At 67.8% G+C, this 16,108-nt stretch carries 9 protein-coding genes; 2 read left to right on the forward strand and 7 right to left on the reverse strand.

The annotated features are described in order from the left end of the window. Nucleotides 1–56 precede the first annotated feature (56 nt). A complete protein-coding gene (locus tag NGR01S_RS11910; RefSeq protein WP_063036227.1) occupies nt 57–1,367 on the reverse strand; it encodes a PucR family transcriptional regulator in 1,311 nt (436 codons plus the stop codon). A gap of 216 nt (nt 1,368–1,583) precedes the next feature. On the opposite strand from NGR01S_RS11910, the gene NGR01S_RS11915 reads away from it, so the two are divergent. Then, the gene (locus NGR01S_RS11915) at nt 1,584–3,542 is read left to right on the forward strand and encodes a neutral/alkaline ceramidase (protein ID WP_063036228.1); all 1,959 of its coding nucleotides are present in this window, start codon (nt 1,584–1,586) and stop codon (nt 3,540–3,542) included. A 69-nt stretch (nt 3,543–3,611) separates the two neighbouring features. Here the strand turns inward: NGR01S_RS11915 and car are convergent, their stop codons facing one another. From car to NGR01S_RS11945, 6 genes are all read right to left on the reverse strand, one after another. Continuing rightward, on the reverse strand, nt 3,612–7,133 hold the full coding sequence (gene car, locus NGR01S_RS11920; RefSeq protein ID WP_063036229.1) for a carboxylic acid reductase: 3,522 nt from the start codon (nt 7,131–7,133) through the stop codon (nt 3,612–3,614). Between the two features lie 314 nt (nt 7,134–7,447). Beyond that, nucleotides 7,448–8,650 carry a lipase family protein gene (locus tag NGR01S_RS11925; protein WP_063036347.1) on the reverse strand — a complete coding sequence of 401 codons (1,203 nt, stop codon included), beginning with the start codon at nt 8,648–8,650 and terminating at the stop codon, nt 7,448–7,450. Nucleotides 8,651–9,190: 540 nt separating this feature from the next. Continuing rightward, nucleotides 9,191–10,468 (reverse strand): MFS transporter, encoded by a 1,278-nt coding sequence (locus NGR01S_RS11930; RefSeq protein ID WP_063036230.1) that lies wholly within the window; start codon nt 10,466–10,468, stop codon nt 9,191–9,193. Beyond that, on the reverse strand, nt 10,465–11,700 hold the full coding sequence (locus NGR01S_RS11935) for an FxsB family cyclophane-forming radical SAM/SPASM peptide maturase (protein ID WP_063036231.1): 1,236 nt from the start codon (nt 11,698–11,700) through the stop codon (nt 10,465–10,467). The genes NGR01S_RS11930 and NGR01S_RS11935 overlap by 4 nt, the downstream gene beginning before the upstream one ends. Before the next feature lie 76 nt (nt 11,701–11,776). Continuing rightward, nucleotides 11,777–11,977 carry a hypothetical protein gene (locus tag NGR01S_RS11940; protein ID WP_063036232.1) on the reverse strand — a complete coding sequence of 67 codons (201 nt, stop codon included), beginning with the start codon at nt 11,975–11,977 and terminating at the stop codon, nt 11,777–11,779. A gap of 217 nt (nt 11,978–12,194) precedes the next feature. Next, nucleotides 12,195–14,942: a helix-turn-helix transcriptional regulator gene (locus tag NGR01S_RS11945; protein ID WP_169811898.1), complete on the reverse strand. Its 2,748-nt coding sequence runs from the start codon at nt 14,940–14,942 to the stop codon at nt 12,195–12,197. A 374-nt stretch (nt 14,943–15,316) separates the two neighbouring features. Here NGR01S_RS11945 and NGR01S_RS11950 point away from each other — a divergent pair, with 374 nt between their 5' ends. Beyond that, complete coding sequence (locus tag NGR01S_RS11950; protein ID WP_063036234.1) at nt 15,317–15,994, forward strand: GntR family transcriptional regulator; 678 nt, start codon at nt 15,317–15,319, stop codon at nt 15,992–15,994. Nucleotides 15,995–16,108: the final 114 nt, after the last annotated feature.

Here is a 16,108-nt window from a genome sequence, read left to right on the forward strand (position 1 = left end):
CGCGAAGCGCGCCACCCGGTGCGGTGGGGTGGTCCTGCCACCCGACCCGGTGACCGTCAGGACGGCGGACGCAGCACACTCCGTCCCAGGAAGCGGCAGATCCTCAGCGCCAGTGCGATATCCAGCTTCTCGTGACCCGCTCCACTGATCCGGGTGGCGTCGACTGCCTTCGTGATGCGGTATTTGACGGTGTTGCGGTGCAGGGTCATCTGCTGCGCGGTATGCACGTGGCTTTCGCCGGTTTCGTAGAAGGTGCGGAGAGTGTCTCGTAATGTTGCTGCCTGTTCGGTGTCGTCGGCGAGCGTTCCGAGTACCTCGCGCACCCACGCCCGGGTCGCGTCGAGGTCTTTGGCCAGCAGCGACACCACCGCGACGCCGGGGTCACCGAACCCGATCGTCCGGCAGCCGGGCGGTATCCCCGGCAGAGTGGCGACGAAATAGGCGGCGGCGGCTTGTTGATGGGAGCGGCGGAAACCGTCGTGTCCCCGTCCGGGCAGTCCGACTGCGAGCCGAACCTGCGCGGGAAGATCGGCCTCCGACCGGAACCCGTCGGCGTCGACGGCGGGCTGTCGGTCGAACGGGAACCACGCCCATACCGTCCGCCGGTCGATGGCTGTCACCAGTGGCGGGCCATCGGCCTGTATCGCGTGAGTGATGGCCCGGCTGCCGGAAGCCAGCAGAGCCGTGGCGACCTCGTCGCTGCCCGTGGACCACAGAATCACCGCCAGATGTGCCCGGTCGAGACCGTAACCGGTCTCTGCCTCGAACCCTGCCGGATCCGGTGTCCGTGTCGACAGCAGCGTGTGCACCATGGAGGAGTGCACAGTTCCGCGGGCCTCGACCCACCGCATGCGTTCGGTCTCGTAGGCCGCGGAGACGTACTCGATGATCCAGTCGGTGTAGGCGTAGACACTCTCGGTGAGGCGTTGGAGAACGGCAAGTCCCAGGGCTGTCGGCAGGCTCCGCTGCGCGACCTCGTCGTAGCAGATACGCATCATGGTGTTCTGGCCCATGTGGTAGGCCCGCACCAGGAAGTTGGACGGGATATCGCGTTGCGCCATCCGCCGCGCGTATTCGACGGCTGCCATGGGCGGTTGCAGGTGATCTACGGGGATATTGTTGGCCAGGATCTCGACCATGGTGGTCACATTGGCCTGGATGCTGGCGGTCCGCAGGTCCGAAAGCCGCGGATCGGCCCGGGTGTAGTCGATCGTGTGGAGTATCCGCCGGGTCATTCCCGCGGCGATCTCCGGTTCCCGAGTGCGCAGTCCCGCCCCGATCTCGAGAACGATAGCGGCTATGCGGGCCGGCGTCGGCTCCGACGGCGGCCCGGGCCGGTGCCGCGGTGGGTGTGCAGAAGCGGTCATCGTGCGTGGTCTTTCACGGGAGAGGCGCATGAACGGGTCGATGGTGCCGGGAACCGTAGCGTATGTGCTCATGGTCGCCCGGTGGCTTCCCGATGCCGGTGACCGCGAAACCGTCGATCGCGCAATGCGAAACCCGACTTCGTCCTTGCTAGTTTGTCTGTGTAACCGAACCCGAACCGCTGCGGCGGGCCGAATCCAAAAGGACAGAAGAGGTCGATGCCGGAAACGAACTATGCGACCGACCGCCATCTGGTCGGGCGCGCCATTGCCGACATCACCGGAGAACCGGCCGAGGTCGGCATGCTCGGCTACGGCAAGGCCGATCAGAAGACCGCCGGGATACATCTCCGGCTGCGCTCCCGTGCCTTCGTCTTCGTCGACCCGCTCGTCGATCGGCGGGTGCTGCTGGTCGTGAACGATCTGCCGTTGATCTTCTCCAGCATCACCCAGGAGGTGCTGCGCCGGCTGGCCCAGCGCTTCGGTGACACCTACACCCACTCCAATGTGATGCTCACGGCGACCCACACCCACTGCGGGCCCGGTGGCTATTCGCACCACCGGTTGTACAACGGCTCGGGCGGGTTCCGCCCCGAAACCTTCGCGGCGATCGTCGACGGCATCATCGAGGCGGTCGAACGGGCACACGAGGATCTCGCCCCGGCCACCCTGCGTCTGGCGCACGGCGAGTTGCGCGCGGCCAGCGTCAATCGCTCACGTGCGGCATTCGACCGGAACCCGCAGGAGGACAGGGATTTCTTTCCCGACGCCGTCGATCCGCAGACGACGCTGCTGCGCATCGATCGCGAGGGCGAACCGGTCGGCGCCATCAACTGGTTCGCGACGCACGGCACCTCGATGTCCAGCCGGAACACACTGATCAGCGGGGACAACAAGGGCTACGCGGCCTATCACTGGGAGCGCGTGGTCGAAGGCGTGAACTATCTGGTGGACCCGGATCCCGACTTCGTCGCCGCCTTCGCGCAGACCAACGCGGGGGATATGTCGCCGAATCCGGACGGTAGGCCCGATAACGCCGGCGACGAGTTCGACAACGCTCGGGTGGTCGGCCTGCGCCAGTACGAGGCCGCGGCGAAACTCGCCGCGGGGTACGTGCCGCGAATGGCCGGCAGCATCGACCACCGTGTGGTGCACGTCGATCTGTCCGCCGTGACCGTCTCCCCGGAATTCACCGGCGATGAGCGCGAGCATCGCACCGGACGACCCGCCGGGGGTGCGGCCGCCTTCGCCGGCGCGGGGTACGACGGACCCACCCACTGGAAGACCTTCCGCGAAGGACGTAACCCCGGCTGGGATCTGCTGTCGCGGTTGGCGTACCGGTTCGCGCCGGCGCTGCGGGATGCGCAGGCGCCCAAGGCGATCGTTGCGCCGGGCGGCTTGCTCAATCGGTTCGGGCCCTACGTGCAGGAGATCGTTCCGGTCCAACTCCTCCAGCTCGGCGAGCTGTATCTGCTCGGTATTCCCGGCGAGGTGACGATTGTCGCCGGGCTGCGGTTGCGGCGCACGGTGGCGGCCGTCCTCGGCGTAGAGCCGGCCGATGTGCTGGTCGCCGGATACAGCAACGCCTATATCCATTACGTCACCACCCCCGAGGAGTACGACGCCCAGCACTACGAGGGCGCGAGCACCTTGTTCGGCCGCTGGGAATTGCCGGCCCTGCAACAGATCGCGGCGCAGCTGGCGACCGCGATGCGCGACGGCAGCCCGGTCCCCGCCGGCACCGGGGCGCCCGATCTGTCGGAAGTGCAGCGTCGCGCGAAAGCGTTCTCGTCGCCGGACTTTCCGCCGGTGGGACATGACTTCGGGGATGTGCTCAGCGAGCCCGAGCCGGCCTATCGCGCAGGGGAGCGGGTGAGTGTCGAATTCGCCGGCGCGTACCCCAATCACGACCTACACCGCGGCAGTACCTATCTCATGGTGCAGCGGCGCGACGGGGAGCGGTGGCGGACGATCGCCGACGACGGGGACTGGTCGACCACCTTCGGCTGGTCACGTGGCGCCGCCTCGAGCTCACGGGTCACCATCACATGGGACAGCCCCGCCGATGCGACGCCCGGCAGCTATCGCATCCGGTACTTCGGCGACGCCGTGAAACCGGGCAGCGACCGCGTGCCGATCAGCGGTACCTCGCCCGAGTTCCGGATCCACGACGAGTAGTCGGGCGAATGACCGCAGCGGATCCGCGGTAGCGGCAGCGCACCGTGCCGGTGAGTACCGCGGGCACGGCTACAGCAGACCCAGTAGGTGGAGGTCGGTGCTGTATTTGACGATGATCTCCGGGGTCACGTGCGGGATATCCCGGTCGGCGCCGATCTTCGCGTGTCGCACCGCCGCGCGGAACTGTTCGGTGGGCGCGATCGAACCGCGCACCGCTCGCTGCGGTTTCCGGTAGCTGTCCAGCAGCGGTAGCAGCGAATACCGTCGCTGCCGATCCGGCAAGGCGCGTATCGCGGTCTCGAACCGCCGCAACCAGCTGTCGTAATCGGGTATCCGTTGGATGGGATGGCCGGCGTCGATGAGCCAGTCGACGTAGGTATCCAGCGAGATCCCGTCGTCGTACGGGTTCATCACGTGGTAGGTGTGGAACCCGGTCCCCGCGCGGGCGCCGAGCGAGACGATGGCCTCAGCGATGAAACCGACCGGAAGCCCGTCGTAGTGGGCGCGCTGCGGCCGGCCGTCCGGATCGAGTTCGTAGAAGGACAGGGGGGCCGTGCCGGTGGCTTCCAGACTCAACATCAACCGGGTGAACATATCGGGGACATTGAGCTGGCCCGCGTACTCGGTATCGGCGAGGATCATATCGCAGCGGAATATCGCCACCGGCAGACCGCACAGGTCGGCGGCCTCCCGTAGCAGCACCTCACCCGCCCATTTGCTGTTCCCGTAGCCGTTGGCGTACCGGTCGTCGATGCTGCGGTGTGGGCTGATCACGCGGATATCGGCGTCCTCGGTGAAATCCGCGGGCGCGACCTGATCGCCCACCGCGATGGTCGAGGTGTAGGTGTAGGGCTTCTGCTTCGTGGTGAGCGCGAGCCGGATCAGTTCAGCGGTACCCACGACATTGGGGCCGAACAATTCGCTGTAGGGCAGGATGTGATTGACGAGTGCGGCCGGGTCGACGATCACGTCGACGGTATCGGCCAGCCGCTGCCAGGTGTCGTGGTCCAGTCCGAGATCGGCCCGGCCCTTGTCACCCGCGATCACCTCGAGATGATCGGCGGCGAGCTCCCGGTAGCGCGCGGTGAGTACCGGGTCGCCGGAGTCGAAGGTTTCGTCGAGCCGGGACCGGGCCGCGGTGTCGTCTGTGGCGCGGACCAGGCAGATCAGTGTTCCGCCGGCGCGGGCCATCCGTGCCAGCCATTCCAGCGCCAGATACCGCCCGAGGAATCCCGTCGCGCCGGTGAGCAGGGCCGTCCGGACCGTCTCGCTCGGACCCGGTAGGTGGGGCGCCCGCGCGAGCGTGCGTTCGTCGAGGAACTTGTCGAGTGTCAGTTCGTCGGCGTGCACCTCGGTCGCTTCCGCACCGTGCACCGCGGCGAAGGTGGGGCGCCGGGCGCCGGTCCGTTGTTCGTCGATGTAGTGGGCGACCGCCCGGAGGTCGGCGGTGGGGCCGATGAGGAAACCCACCGGGACCTCGACCCCGAAGATCTCGCGTAACAGTTGTCCGAAGGTGAGCGCCGACAGGGAGTCGCCGCCCAGGTCGGTGAAATGCGCGTCCGGGCGTATCTCACCGGTGGCGGCACCCAGCAGGGCCGCGGCCGCGCGCACGACCGTCTCGATCGTGGGCCGGTCCCCGGCGCCGTGGCGCACGGCGCGCAGCTCCTCGGCCTCGGATTCGGCCAGCTCGGTGTACAGCTGCTCCAGGCGCGGGCCGTAGTGCTCCTTGAGGGCCGGCCGGGCCAGTTTGCGGATACCGGTGAGCAGGCCGTTCTCCGGTGTGAACCGCTGGTATTCGAGGAGGAAATCACGCGGGATCTCGTAGGACTGCAGACCCGAGGATTTCGCGACCTGCTGTAGGGATTCACTGATCATCCGCTTGAGCGCGCGGCTGTCGCCGCCGGCTCGTTCCCGTGCGGCGGCCGTCGGTACCACCACTGCCACGAGGTAGGAGCGCGTGCTGTTGCCGTAGACGTAGATCTGGCGGATCAGCGGGCTCTCGGCGAACACGGCTTCCACCTTCGACACCGTCACGAATTCACCCTGCGAAAGCTTCAGTACGAAGCTGCGGCGATCGACGTACACGAGTTGATCGGGGCCGACCTCGGCGAAGATGTCTCCGGTGTGATAGGCGCCATCGGCGTCGAAGACTTCGGCCGTCACGTCCGGACGCTTGTAATACCCCGGGACCAGCGTGTCCGAACGAACCACCAGCTCCCCTCTGGGGTACGGGCGGTCGGTGCGGAAGTAGCCCAGATCCGGGACATCGACGAGTTCGTAGCGGGTGACCGGTGGTCGGCGCACCCGGCCGTCCACAGCAATACTCCCGGTTTCGGTGGCACCGTAGCCGTCCACCACATGCATATCGAGGAAGGACTCGACCCACGCCCGCATCTCGGCCGAGATCGGCGCCGAACCCGTCGTCGCCGCGAGATACCGCCCACCCAGCAGATTCCGGCGCAGGTCCGCCGCCACCTCGGCTTCCGAGGTCGTGCGGTCGGTTCCGTCGCCGCCGCGGCGGGCCACTTCGCCCTGGAACCGATGGAAGAGCATTTCCCAGATCCGGGGTACGAAGGAGAGCTGGGTGGGCCGGACCAGGGCCAGATCGTCCAGGAGGGTCGACAGGTCGCTGGTGGCGGCGAAGAAAACGGTGCCGCCGCGGCCCAGCGTCATGTAGAGAATGGCGCGCCCCATGATGTGGCTCATCGGCATGAAGCCGAGCGCTATCGCCGGTTCGGTCCCACGCTGGCCCCATTTCTCACTGCTCGCGGCCCGCCAGTGGTCGGCCACCAGCCGCTCGGTGAGCATGGCTCCCTTGGGTGCCCCGGTGCTCCCGGAGGTGTAGATCAACAGCGCCAGCGAGTCCGCCTCGACGGTCGCCGGCGCCGGCGCGGGCGGCAGCACCGCGCCGCGGGCGACGACTTCGGCCAGAGTTTCGGCGACCACCGTGCCACCTGCCTCCGCCAGCCGCGCCCGGGCCGCCGTCAAGGTCGCGTTCTCGTCGTCGTCGCGCTCGTGGTGGTCGAAAACGATCAGCCGGGCCGGGGCGTGGCCGGTGAGCGCGAGTTCCACGGCATCCGTGAGCCGATCGATACTCGCCGCGATCACCACCGGTTCGGTCTCGGCGACTATGGGCAGCAGGCGGGCCGCGGCCGAACTGGTCGGCAGCGGGACGGCCACCGCGGCCATCCGGGTGAGCGCCACATCGATCACGGTGTAGTCGACACTGGTGAACCCCAGCATGCAGACACGATCGCCCGGCCGTACGCCGTCGGCGGTCAGCGCGGCGGCGATAGCACCGGCTCGGTCCCATACCTCGCGATAGGTGACGGTCTCGAATTCGGGCCGCAGTGTCGTCGTGGTGCGCCCGGTCCGCTCGTCGGTGACGTACTCGATCGCACGGTGCCCGAGCGCGGGCCGGTGCGCGTAACCTTCCATCACGGTCCGCGCGATCTCGAACGCGCGCAAACCGGGTTTCGCGGCCGCCGCGGTGACCGCCGGGTCGGGCCGGGCAGCGGCGAACTGCTCGTCGGTGCGGTACAGCTCCGCGATGCGGTGTTCGAGCCGGGACTCCCGGGTTTCGATCGACATCGGACTCACCTTCGAAAGCTCGTAGTCTCGAAATTCTCCGGTGGCACTCGCGAGTGTCGGATGGCACTTCCAAGTCTCGAAGTGTCCCAAGGGTGCGTCAAGGGCCTGTGACAAAAGTGACCGGGCCTACCGATCGGCCACATCGGTCGCCACCCCGTGGTGTGCGGTCGAGGCCTCGCCCCACCAGGCCGTCCCGGTGGTATCCGGCCGCGGTGCCCATATCGGGGACGCGGCGTGGCGAGGACGGCGCCGAGTCGCCCGCAGCGATTCGCTGATCGGCCGCGGGCGACTCGGAACCGTACACAGATGTTTCGTCAGCAGGCGACGGGCGCGGGCTCGCCGCGTACCCGGCCCTCGAGCCACGCCAGCATGGCGGGTGCACCCGCCACGGCCGCGGACAGATGTTCGAACGAGGGAACCAGCAGCGTCTGCAAGCGCACCCCGGCCCCACACCACCGGCGGTTGGTGTTGTCGATGGCGTTGATCGGCACCAGCGGGTCGGTCGGCGAGTGCCATTCGAATATCGGTATCCGCGGAACCGGGTCGTAGAGTTCCACGCTGTTCTCCCGCACCACGGCCCAGGCATCCGGCTGTTCGAAGACGGCAGGCCCTGTGGCGAACTCGTGTGCGCTGCCACCGGCCCCGAGGGCGAGGATGTCATTGGTGCAGAGGTTGGCCATCGCGTCACGCATGGCGAGACCACGCGGATTGAGATTCCCGCTGACCTGCACCCGGTCGGGGTACTCCCGCTCGAGGCCGATGGCGGCCGCCATCGCCAGCCCGAAAGCCGGGTGTGGCTGGTAGCCCAGCCCCTCCGCCATCGAGACCAGGTTCATCGGGGCTCCACCGATGGCCGCACCGGCGAGCCGGAGTTCGGGTGCGTAGGACGGCTGCAGCACGGCCGCCCACGCCGTGGCGAGGCCGCCACCGGAGTAGCCGGCCAATACCGCCGGGCTGTCCGCGACGCCGAGTTCGGGCATCCGCTGCGCCGCCCGGACACCGTCCAATGTGATCTGACCCCCCAGACGCCCGGCCCCGAGGGCGAACTCCGGCCCGAGATGATCCGGCAACGCCACGCTCCAGCCTCGCGCCAGCATGGCGCCCAATGCCGGCATGATCACCGACAGGTTCAGGTCGGCGCCGTAGAGCCGGTGCGATACCGCGCAGTCGGTGCCGAGCGAATTGATGAAATGCTGATACGACAGCAGCGGTGCGCCCGGTTGATGTCCCGCGGGAGTGGCGATCGTGGTGGTCGCCGCGATCGGTGCGCCCCGCGAATCGGTGGAACGGAACTTGACCAGCCGCACTGTGGCGCCGGGGAAGACGGCCACCGGTGGCAGGACCCGCACATCGAGTACGTCACCCGGCCGGTGCGCCGCCAGATCGGCAGGGGCGGCGTAGAACCGGTCGGGGTCCGGGATCGGATAGATGGGTTCGGCGGTGGCCGGTGTCGCCACCAGCAGGGCGCATGCCACACCGCCGAGCGCACCCAGAAAACGAACAAACGGACGAGTCACGATCTCAACCTCCAGGAGGGGGGAATAGTTCGCCGCAATTGCTGACTCGCAGCCGGAACAGATCGCTTCGGTGAGCAAAGTTAGCACGACAGTCCGGGGTGTGGCCGTATTGATCGGGAGGCACGTTCACCTGCGAAAAGACGTGGATTTACCAGCTGTCACACCCGCCGGTCAGGGTGCGGCGAGCCGGGCGGCCGGTCCGGGTGTCGGAGTCGAGGCGGGCAGCCGGTCCGCGGGGCCGCCCCGGCACTGTACGGTCGCCTCCCCTCGTGCCACAGCCACTCTCGGATGGGAGGCGCCTCGCCCAGCGGGCCACGAGCCGACCCGGCGACCACCGGGGCCCTCGAGTGCGCGAACGAGGTCCGTCGATGGAGCAGGTCCACCGATGGAGGTCCACCGCACTCACGGCCGTTCCGCGCTCTTCACCGCAGCGCGATCGCCCGCGCGAGGGGCGGCACGCGGTGAGATGGCGGCTCTCACCCCTTCGAAAAGCCGTTCGGCATCAGATGCCTGGACGCGCTGGACGGCCGTGTCACCGCTCTAGCGGCCGCCGGGGTGGGTGGCCGCGGAACCCGCCCCCGGCCGCCCGGCGCTCGCCCCGGCGCCGCGAACCGCAGGTGCACCGGGCGATCGTGCCGTACAACTCCCGGCTACCGCGAGCCCCAGCATGGCTGCGATCAGTATCCACCCGGTGGCGTCCGTGCCGAAAACACTCAACAGATAACCGGCGGTGATCGCGCCGAGCGCGACCGCACCGTCGGTCACCATCGAAACCGTCCCCACCGCACGGCCCAGGACCTCCTCCGGAATCCGTTCCACCCGATACAAAGTCAAGGCGACGTTCACCACAGTGCCGACCGCGCCGACACCGAACCAGGCCGCGCCCACGACCAGCGGCTGGGAACTCAGCGCGAGGGGGAACAGTAGCCCGGTCCAGCACCACAGCGCCGAGCGATACAGCTGCTGGGCGCCGAATCGGGTAGCCAGCGGGGCAGCGACGGCGGAGCCGATGATCCCGCCCACTCCGGCGGCGCCCAATACGACTCCGACCACCCACACCGGCTGGTCGGATCGTTCGATCTCCACGATGATCAGCAGGATGACTACTTGAATGACCATATTCGACAGTCCGCTGATCACCGTCGAGCTGCGCAGGAAGGGGTCGCGCAGAACCAGCCCCGCCCCTGTCCGCAGCGTCGGCGGCGTGGACTCCGCCGGCCGGTCGTCGCGTCGGCCGGCCGGGTCGACCCGGATCGATGCCAGGGTGCACAGACAGATCAGATAGGTGACGGCGTCGGCGACGAGGGGCACCCACCGGGCAATCCCGTAGACGGCTGCGCCGGCGGCTCGGCCGATGACCAGGGCGATGGGCTGTTCGGCCTCGAAAAGCGAGAACGCCGCCGGCCGCTGCGCAGGAGCGACGACATCCCGGACCATCGCCAGTTCACTCATTCCGAAGAAGACGAAGGCGGTGCCTTCGACGAACGCGGCGATGATCAGCAACAGTCCCGGTGCGGGCAGCTCGAGGACGAGGGTCAGGCAGGCCGAGCATGCTGCGGCGAATCCGACCGTCTGGCAGACCATCATTATGGTCCGCCGGTCCCAGCGGTCGGCGGCGGTACCGGCCGGAATCTGGAAGATGAGCGCGGGTAGTGAAATCGCGAATCCGACCCAACCGGCGACAGCTGCCGAACCGGTGATCGCCAGCGCCAGCAACGGGTAGGCGATGCGGACCCCGTGGAACCCGATCAGCGATATCGCGTTACCGGACCACAGAAGTACGAAATTCCGGTTCCCGAAGACGCCGGAATCGCTCACCCGCCCACCGTGGCCTGCAGATCGGCCCGGACCCGGGATTCGATATGCCTGATGAGCTTTTCGAGATCCGCGCAGTACACCGACGGGTTCCGGAAGCCTTTTCCGGCCAGGTAGCGATGCGCGTAGTGTCCGGCACCGCACACCCGGTGGACCGGGCAGGCGCGGCAGCTCGCGCCGAGCGCCTCGATACCTATCTGCCGGGCGATCACCGCGGGTTCCCGGGTCGCGCGGTCGAGTGCGTTGCCCGCTGCTCCGCCCGCGAGCCGGGCCGCCCCCGCGAACGCGGACTTCAGGGCATCGACCTGTTCGAGGCTGCCGTCGGTTTCGACCACGGCGAGCTGGATCGGTGCGAGACCTACCGACTCCGACGCCCCGGCTCCGCCGAGCAGCAGTTCGATGATTTCGTCGAAGAGCCGGATGCGGGTGGTCACGATGGGGGATCCGTACCAGCGATCGAAGATGGCGATGAGCCAGTCGGCGTACGGGGTGTGGGTCCGGTCGGCGGTCCACGCCGGCGGCGGTGCGGACCAGTTGCCGTGCGGTAGGAGCAGATCGAGGGCCGGTGGGGCGAAGTCGAGCAGTGCCTCGTAGGTCTCGAGTGGATCGTTGTCGATATCGATGGTGCAGAGCAGACCCGAGTACAGGTGCCGGTATGTCGGCCGGGTCAGCAGCCGCAGCCCCGTACTGACATCGGCGAAGCTACCGGCACCCCGCCGGTATTTCCGGTGCCGATCGTGGGCGCGTTCGTCACCGTCGAGACTCACGCCGATCTCCACGTTGTTGCGCGCGCATATATCGAGGAAGTCGGTATCGATCAGGACACCGTTGGTCTGCATCCCGAGCCGGACCCGCGTGGTGGGTTCCAAGATCTCGCGGGCGCGGCATGCGAAACGATCCAGCGTCGTATGCCCGACCAGCAGCGGCTCGCCGCCGTGGAATACGAGACCTACCGCGGGGAGCGCGAATCGCGCGGCATGGTCGCGGATCATCCGGCAGGCGTGGTCGAAGATCGCATCCGACATGGTCTTGGGCTGGTTCTTCCAGCTCTGGTCCGACATCTCGTAGACGTAGCAGTAGTCGCAGGCCAGATTGCAGCGACTGTGGATCTTCACGACGAACTGGGTGAACGGCAGGGCCTGTGGGAGAGCCTCGTGAAGTTCTCGGGCGTTTCGTTCGCCGGCCGGCCATTCTTCCGCCGCCGGGTCCTGCGTGGATTGCGCATTCGCTGTCATAAGGACTTCCTCACCGATTGCGGCGCCCGGGGTCCCGGCGCGCCTGGCGAGCGCCGGGACAGGTTGTACACGTTGGTCAGATGCCCGGTTCGATGAAGGAGTTGAAGTTGCCCTTGTTCTCGATGAAGGAGTTGAAATTACCTCGTTTGCGTTTGTCCGAGGCGTTCAGGTGAGCCCGGAGGGCGGCCGGTACGGACGTCGCTCCGGTGCACCGCCCGGCGAGCTCGACGAGGCCGGACCCGGCGATGGTGCCTCCAGGTACGGTGTGAATGGGCATGATGTGCCTTTCTCTCGGTACTTCCGGGTGATCCGATGTCGCCTCACGCAACGCACAACCGGCTGCTGAACGATGTGGGAGTCGAGCGTGGGCGCCCGCGAATCGGTTTGGGCGCACGGCCGACCGGATCCGTCTCGGGTGTTCGGGATTCGCCTCTCGCCGATGTGCCGCCCACCGGTAACGCTACGTGGGCCCGGCCACCGGTGGTATCGGTCATTCACCCAGTCGTCGAACCGGTGATATCGGACTGTCGACCGGCCGGCCCTCGGGAATGCGGCGGATCGTCGAGGTCGAGCGTTACCCGGGCCAAGGTACGTCGATTGCTCACGCCGAGTTTGGGAAACGCCCGGTACAGGTGATAGGAGACCGTTTTGGGACTCAGCTGCAACCGGGACCCGATCTCCCGGTTGGTCGCGCCGGTGGCGGCGAGGCGCACCACCTGTAGCTCCTGGGGGGTCAGCCGAGCGGCCGCGGCCGGCCGCGTATCCACTCCCTCGCCCGCGGCGCGCAATTCCGTGCGAGCGCGTTCGGCCCACGGTAGGGCACCGAGGCGTTCGAAAGTGCGCTTCGCCCCCTGCAATACTGTGCGCGCCTTCGACGGGGAGCGTTCACGACGCAGCCATTCACCGTAGAGCAGACCGGTGCGGGCATGGTCGAACCAGCGCTGCGCGTCGGCATGCAGAGCCAGCGCACGCGCGAAGGCTGTGTCGTCCCCCTCGAGTAGTCCGCGGCAGCGGAGCAGGTGTGCCTCGATCCAGGGCGCGGGGTTGGCGTCATACCAGCCCCGCAGCAGCGACATCAATTCTTCCGTCCGTGCCCGCTCGCACCGCGCGACGGCTTCGAAGTGGTCGCTGATCAGGGGGATCCAGCAGCCGATGGCGCGGTCTCGATGGTCGGCCACCGCTTCGAAGTGGCCCGCCGCTGCCTCGTGGCGTCCGTGACCCAGGTCGAGCAGACCCAACGCCCAGCGTGCCTTCACCGTGCTGGTCGTATCGAAGGGCGAGGTCGTTCCGGGCATACTGTCCTCTGCCAGTCTCCGGCAGCGTTCCTGCTCGCCACGCACGGCGGCGAGAACCGCCAGATTGGCACCGGTGCGGGCGGCTCGGTCGGGCTGGTCTATCTCATGCGCCAGCCGCAGACTCTCCGTGAGTACTGTCTCGGCTTCCTGGAAGTGGCCGAGCAATATCTCGGCGGTACCCAGGGCGCTGCCGACGATCGAGAGCCGGCCCGCCATGCCCTGCTCATGACAGATTCGCTTCAATTCGAGCAGATCGGTGCGGGCATCGTCGATCTCGCCGACGCCGATCGCCTGCACAGCGAGCATGAATCGGATCGAATAGTCCTCGGCGAACTGGGTTCTGCCGATGTGCACAGCGCGGCGAACGGTACGAATCGCGTGGGCTCGATCTCCGCCGAGTTCGCCGCAAGCGATCTGGCCGTCCAGGACGGCCAGATATCCGTCGCGGGCGGTACCGAGTTCCAGGGCGGCGAGAGCGGCACGTGCGGTGCGTATCCGGGACAGGTCCGGGTCCGGCCATGCCGCTCCGGCCGCGTGGAGGTGCATCCGTGCCGCGGCGTCCGGATGCCCGGGGGACAGGTGCGCGGCGGCCTCGGCGAAGGCGTTGTACGCGCCGCGCGGGTCGCCCTGAGCCGACAGCATCCGGCCGCGCGCCGCGGACAGCCGTGCAAGGTCCGCGGGTTCGGCCTCGTACGAGGCGATTTCATCCGCCAGGCCGAGGGCCCGGTGCACCTGGCCGGCTTCGACATTGGCTTCGAGAGCCACCATGAGCCGACGGTGACGGTCGGCCGGGTGAAGTGACAGCCGGCCCGCATGTTCGGCGGCGACGGCGGCGCGCCGATAATCGGTATTGTGCCGGGCGTGGCCCGCGACGGCTTCCAGGGCGGCCGCGGCGGCTTCGTCGGGTGCGGTCGCGGCGGCGGCCAGATGCCAGGCCCGTAGCTCGGGGTCGTCGGTGTTCGCCGCGATTGTGGCGTGCACGAACAGCCGCATACTGAAGGGGGCCATCCGATAGGCTGCCGCCCGTTCGAGTGGATGCCGGAAGGTGATCGAGTATCCCGAAATGTTCACCACGCCGATTCGTTCGGCGGCATCCAGAGCGGCGGCGGTCGAGCCGAATTCGGTGAGGACGCGCATGGCGATGATCAGGCTTCCACTGTAGTCGGCGGCTACCACCAGCAATGCGATTCGGGTGTCTTCGGGTAAGGCGCGGATATCGCGCTCGTACTCGCGTTGCAGACGGTCGGACAGCGCCAGCGGACCCAACGTCGGGAGATCGGTGTTCGCGCTCGGCAGTTCGAGGAGCGCCAGGGGATTCCCGGCCGCGGTCTCGAGAACCCGCTCGCGGGTGTCCGTCGGCAGGCCGGGGAACCGCTCGGTCAGCAGCGCCCTCGATTCGTTCCTGCTCAGCGGCGTCAATTCTGTCGCCGGCAGCCCGTAGGCGGGGAATTGCTCGCGCGCGGTGACCAATACCGCGACCCGGTGCGTGGCGAGTCGTCGGGTGGCGAAAGACAGCGCGTCGATCGAAGGCCGATCCCACCAGTGCGCATCATCGATCAGGCACAGTATCGAGTGGTCGGCGGCCAGATCCGCCCAGAGCGCCAGGATCTCGAGACCGACCCGGTGACTGTCGTCCGGCCGCACCGGCCCGGTGCCGACCACCGAGTTCAGAGCCTCCCTGGCCGGCTCCGGTATCGCGCGCACCGCATCGGGTAGCGGAGCGAGTAGCTGGTGCAGACCGCCGTAGCGCAGATCGGCTTCACGCTCGGTGCCGCGGCAACGTAGCACGATCCAACTCTGGTCCACCAGATTCGTGGCACTGTCCAGGATCGTGGTCTTACCCAGGCCGGGCGCGCCGGTGACCAACAGTGAGCCGCCGTGGCCTGTTCGACTGCCTTCCACGAGCGTGGCGATCTGCTGAAGTACTTCGTCTCGACCGTGCGGCACGCGGTCAAAGTATCCTTTCCGGGTCATTCGCCGTCGCCGAGCCGCCTCCCTGCCGTGGGCAGTTCATCGGGCGCGTAACAACGCGGTGCGCGCAGGTCACGGCGGTCCTGGGTGTTCCGCGGCGGACCCGGTCAGGTGTATCGGCACCACGGACTCCACTCGGATACGCGAGGACGAACCGGCCGCGTCCGGTGCCGGCGATCGCGGCACCGGGTGCCTGGCACATCATCGGCACCCGCCCCGGCGGTAGGCGGCAGGTCGGCCGTCGCAGAACAATGGTTGGGCTGCCTCCGGGACTTCGTTGTCGATGCCGCTCCTCATGGTGCCTGTGCCATAGTGCTCAGGGACCGCAGCGAGAGGATGGTTCGCCCGGAATGCCGACTGCTCAACCGACCAAACGGGATCAGATCGTCGACGAGCTCCGTCGGATGATTCTGACCGGCGCGCTGAGTCGCGGGGAGAAGCTCCCCCAGGACGAACTGGCCCGACAATTCAATGCCTCGATCACCCCGGTGCGTGAGGCGATGCGATTGCTGGAGGCCGAGGGGCTGCTGGTGGCCGAGCCGCACCGCGGGGTGCGGGTGGCGGGGGTGGATCTGGATCGGGTCAAGGGCAGCTACGTCGTGCGCCGGCTCACCGAGAGCTATGCGATGAAGCGGGCGGTGGATCGGATGGCTCCGCGCGATATCGCCGCCGCCGAAGAGTTGATCGCGAGAATGAGAGATCATGCGGCTCGCGGGGATTCGGTATCGGTGCGCGAGCTCAATCGGCAGTTCCACTTCTCTTTCTACGAGCGGTGCGGCCTACCCGCCCTGTGCGACGAGATCGCCGGCATGTGGCGGTCCTTCCCCTGGGATCTGATGCTGAGCACCGACGCGTGGTGGGATGAATCCCAGCGCGAGCACCAGGCGATCGTGGATGCGGTGCGCGCCGGCGACGGCGCGAAGGCCGCCGAGCTGACCGAAGCGCATATCAGGAACGGGTATCTCGCGATCGCCGACCAGATCGCGGGGGAGTCGACCAGCGACCCGTTCGACCTGAACGTCGACTGAGCCGATGAGAATGCCGCGGTAGTGCACCTGCGCGCCGAACATCGCACCGAACCGGGCCGCGGCGTGATACAGGCGAGCGTGAAGGTGCCGGGTACGCGGTAGACCGTTAGGCCG

This window comes from Nocardia grenadensis NBRC 108939 (genome assembly GCF_001613445.1).
GTDB classification, from domain to species: Bacteria; Actinomycetota; Actinomycetes; order Mycobacteriales; family Mycobacteriaceae; genus Nocardia; species Nocardia grenadensis.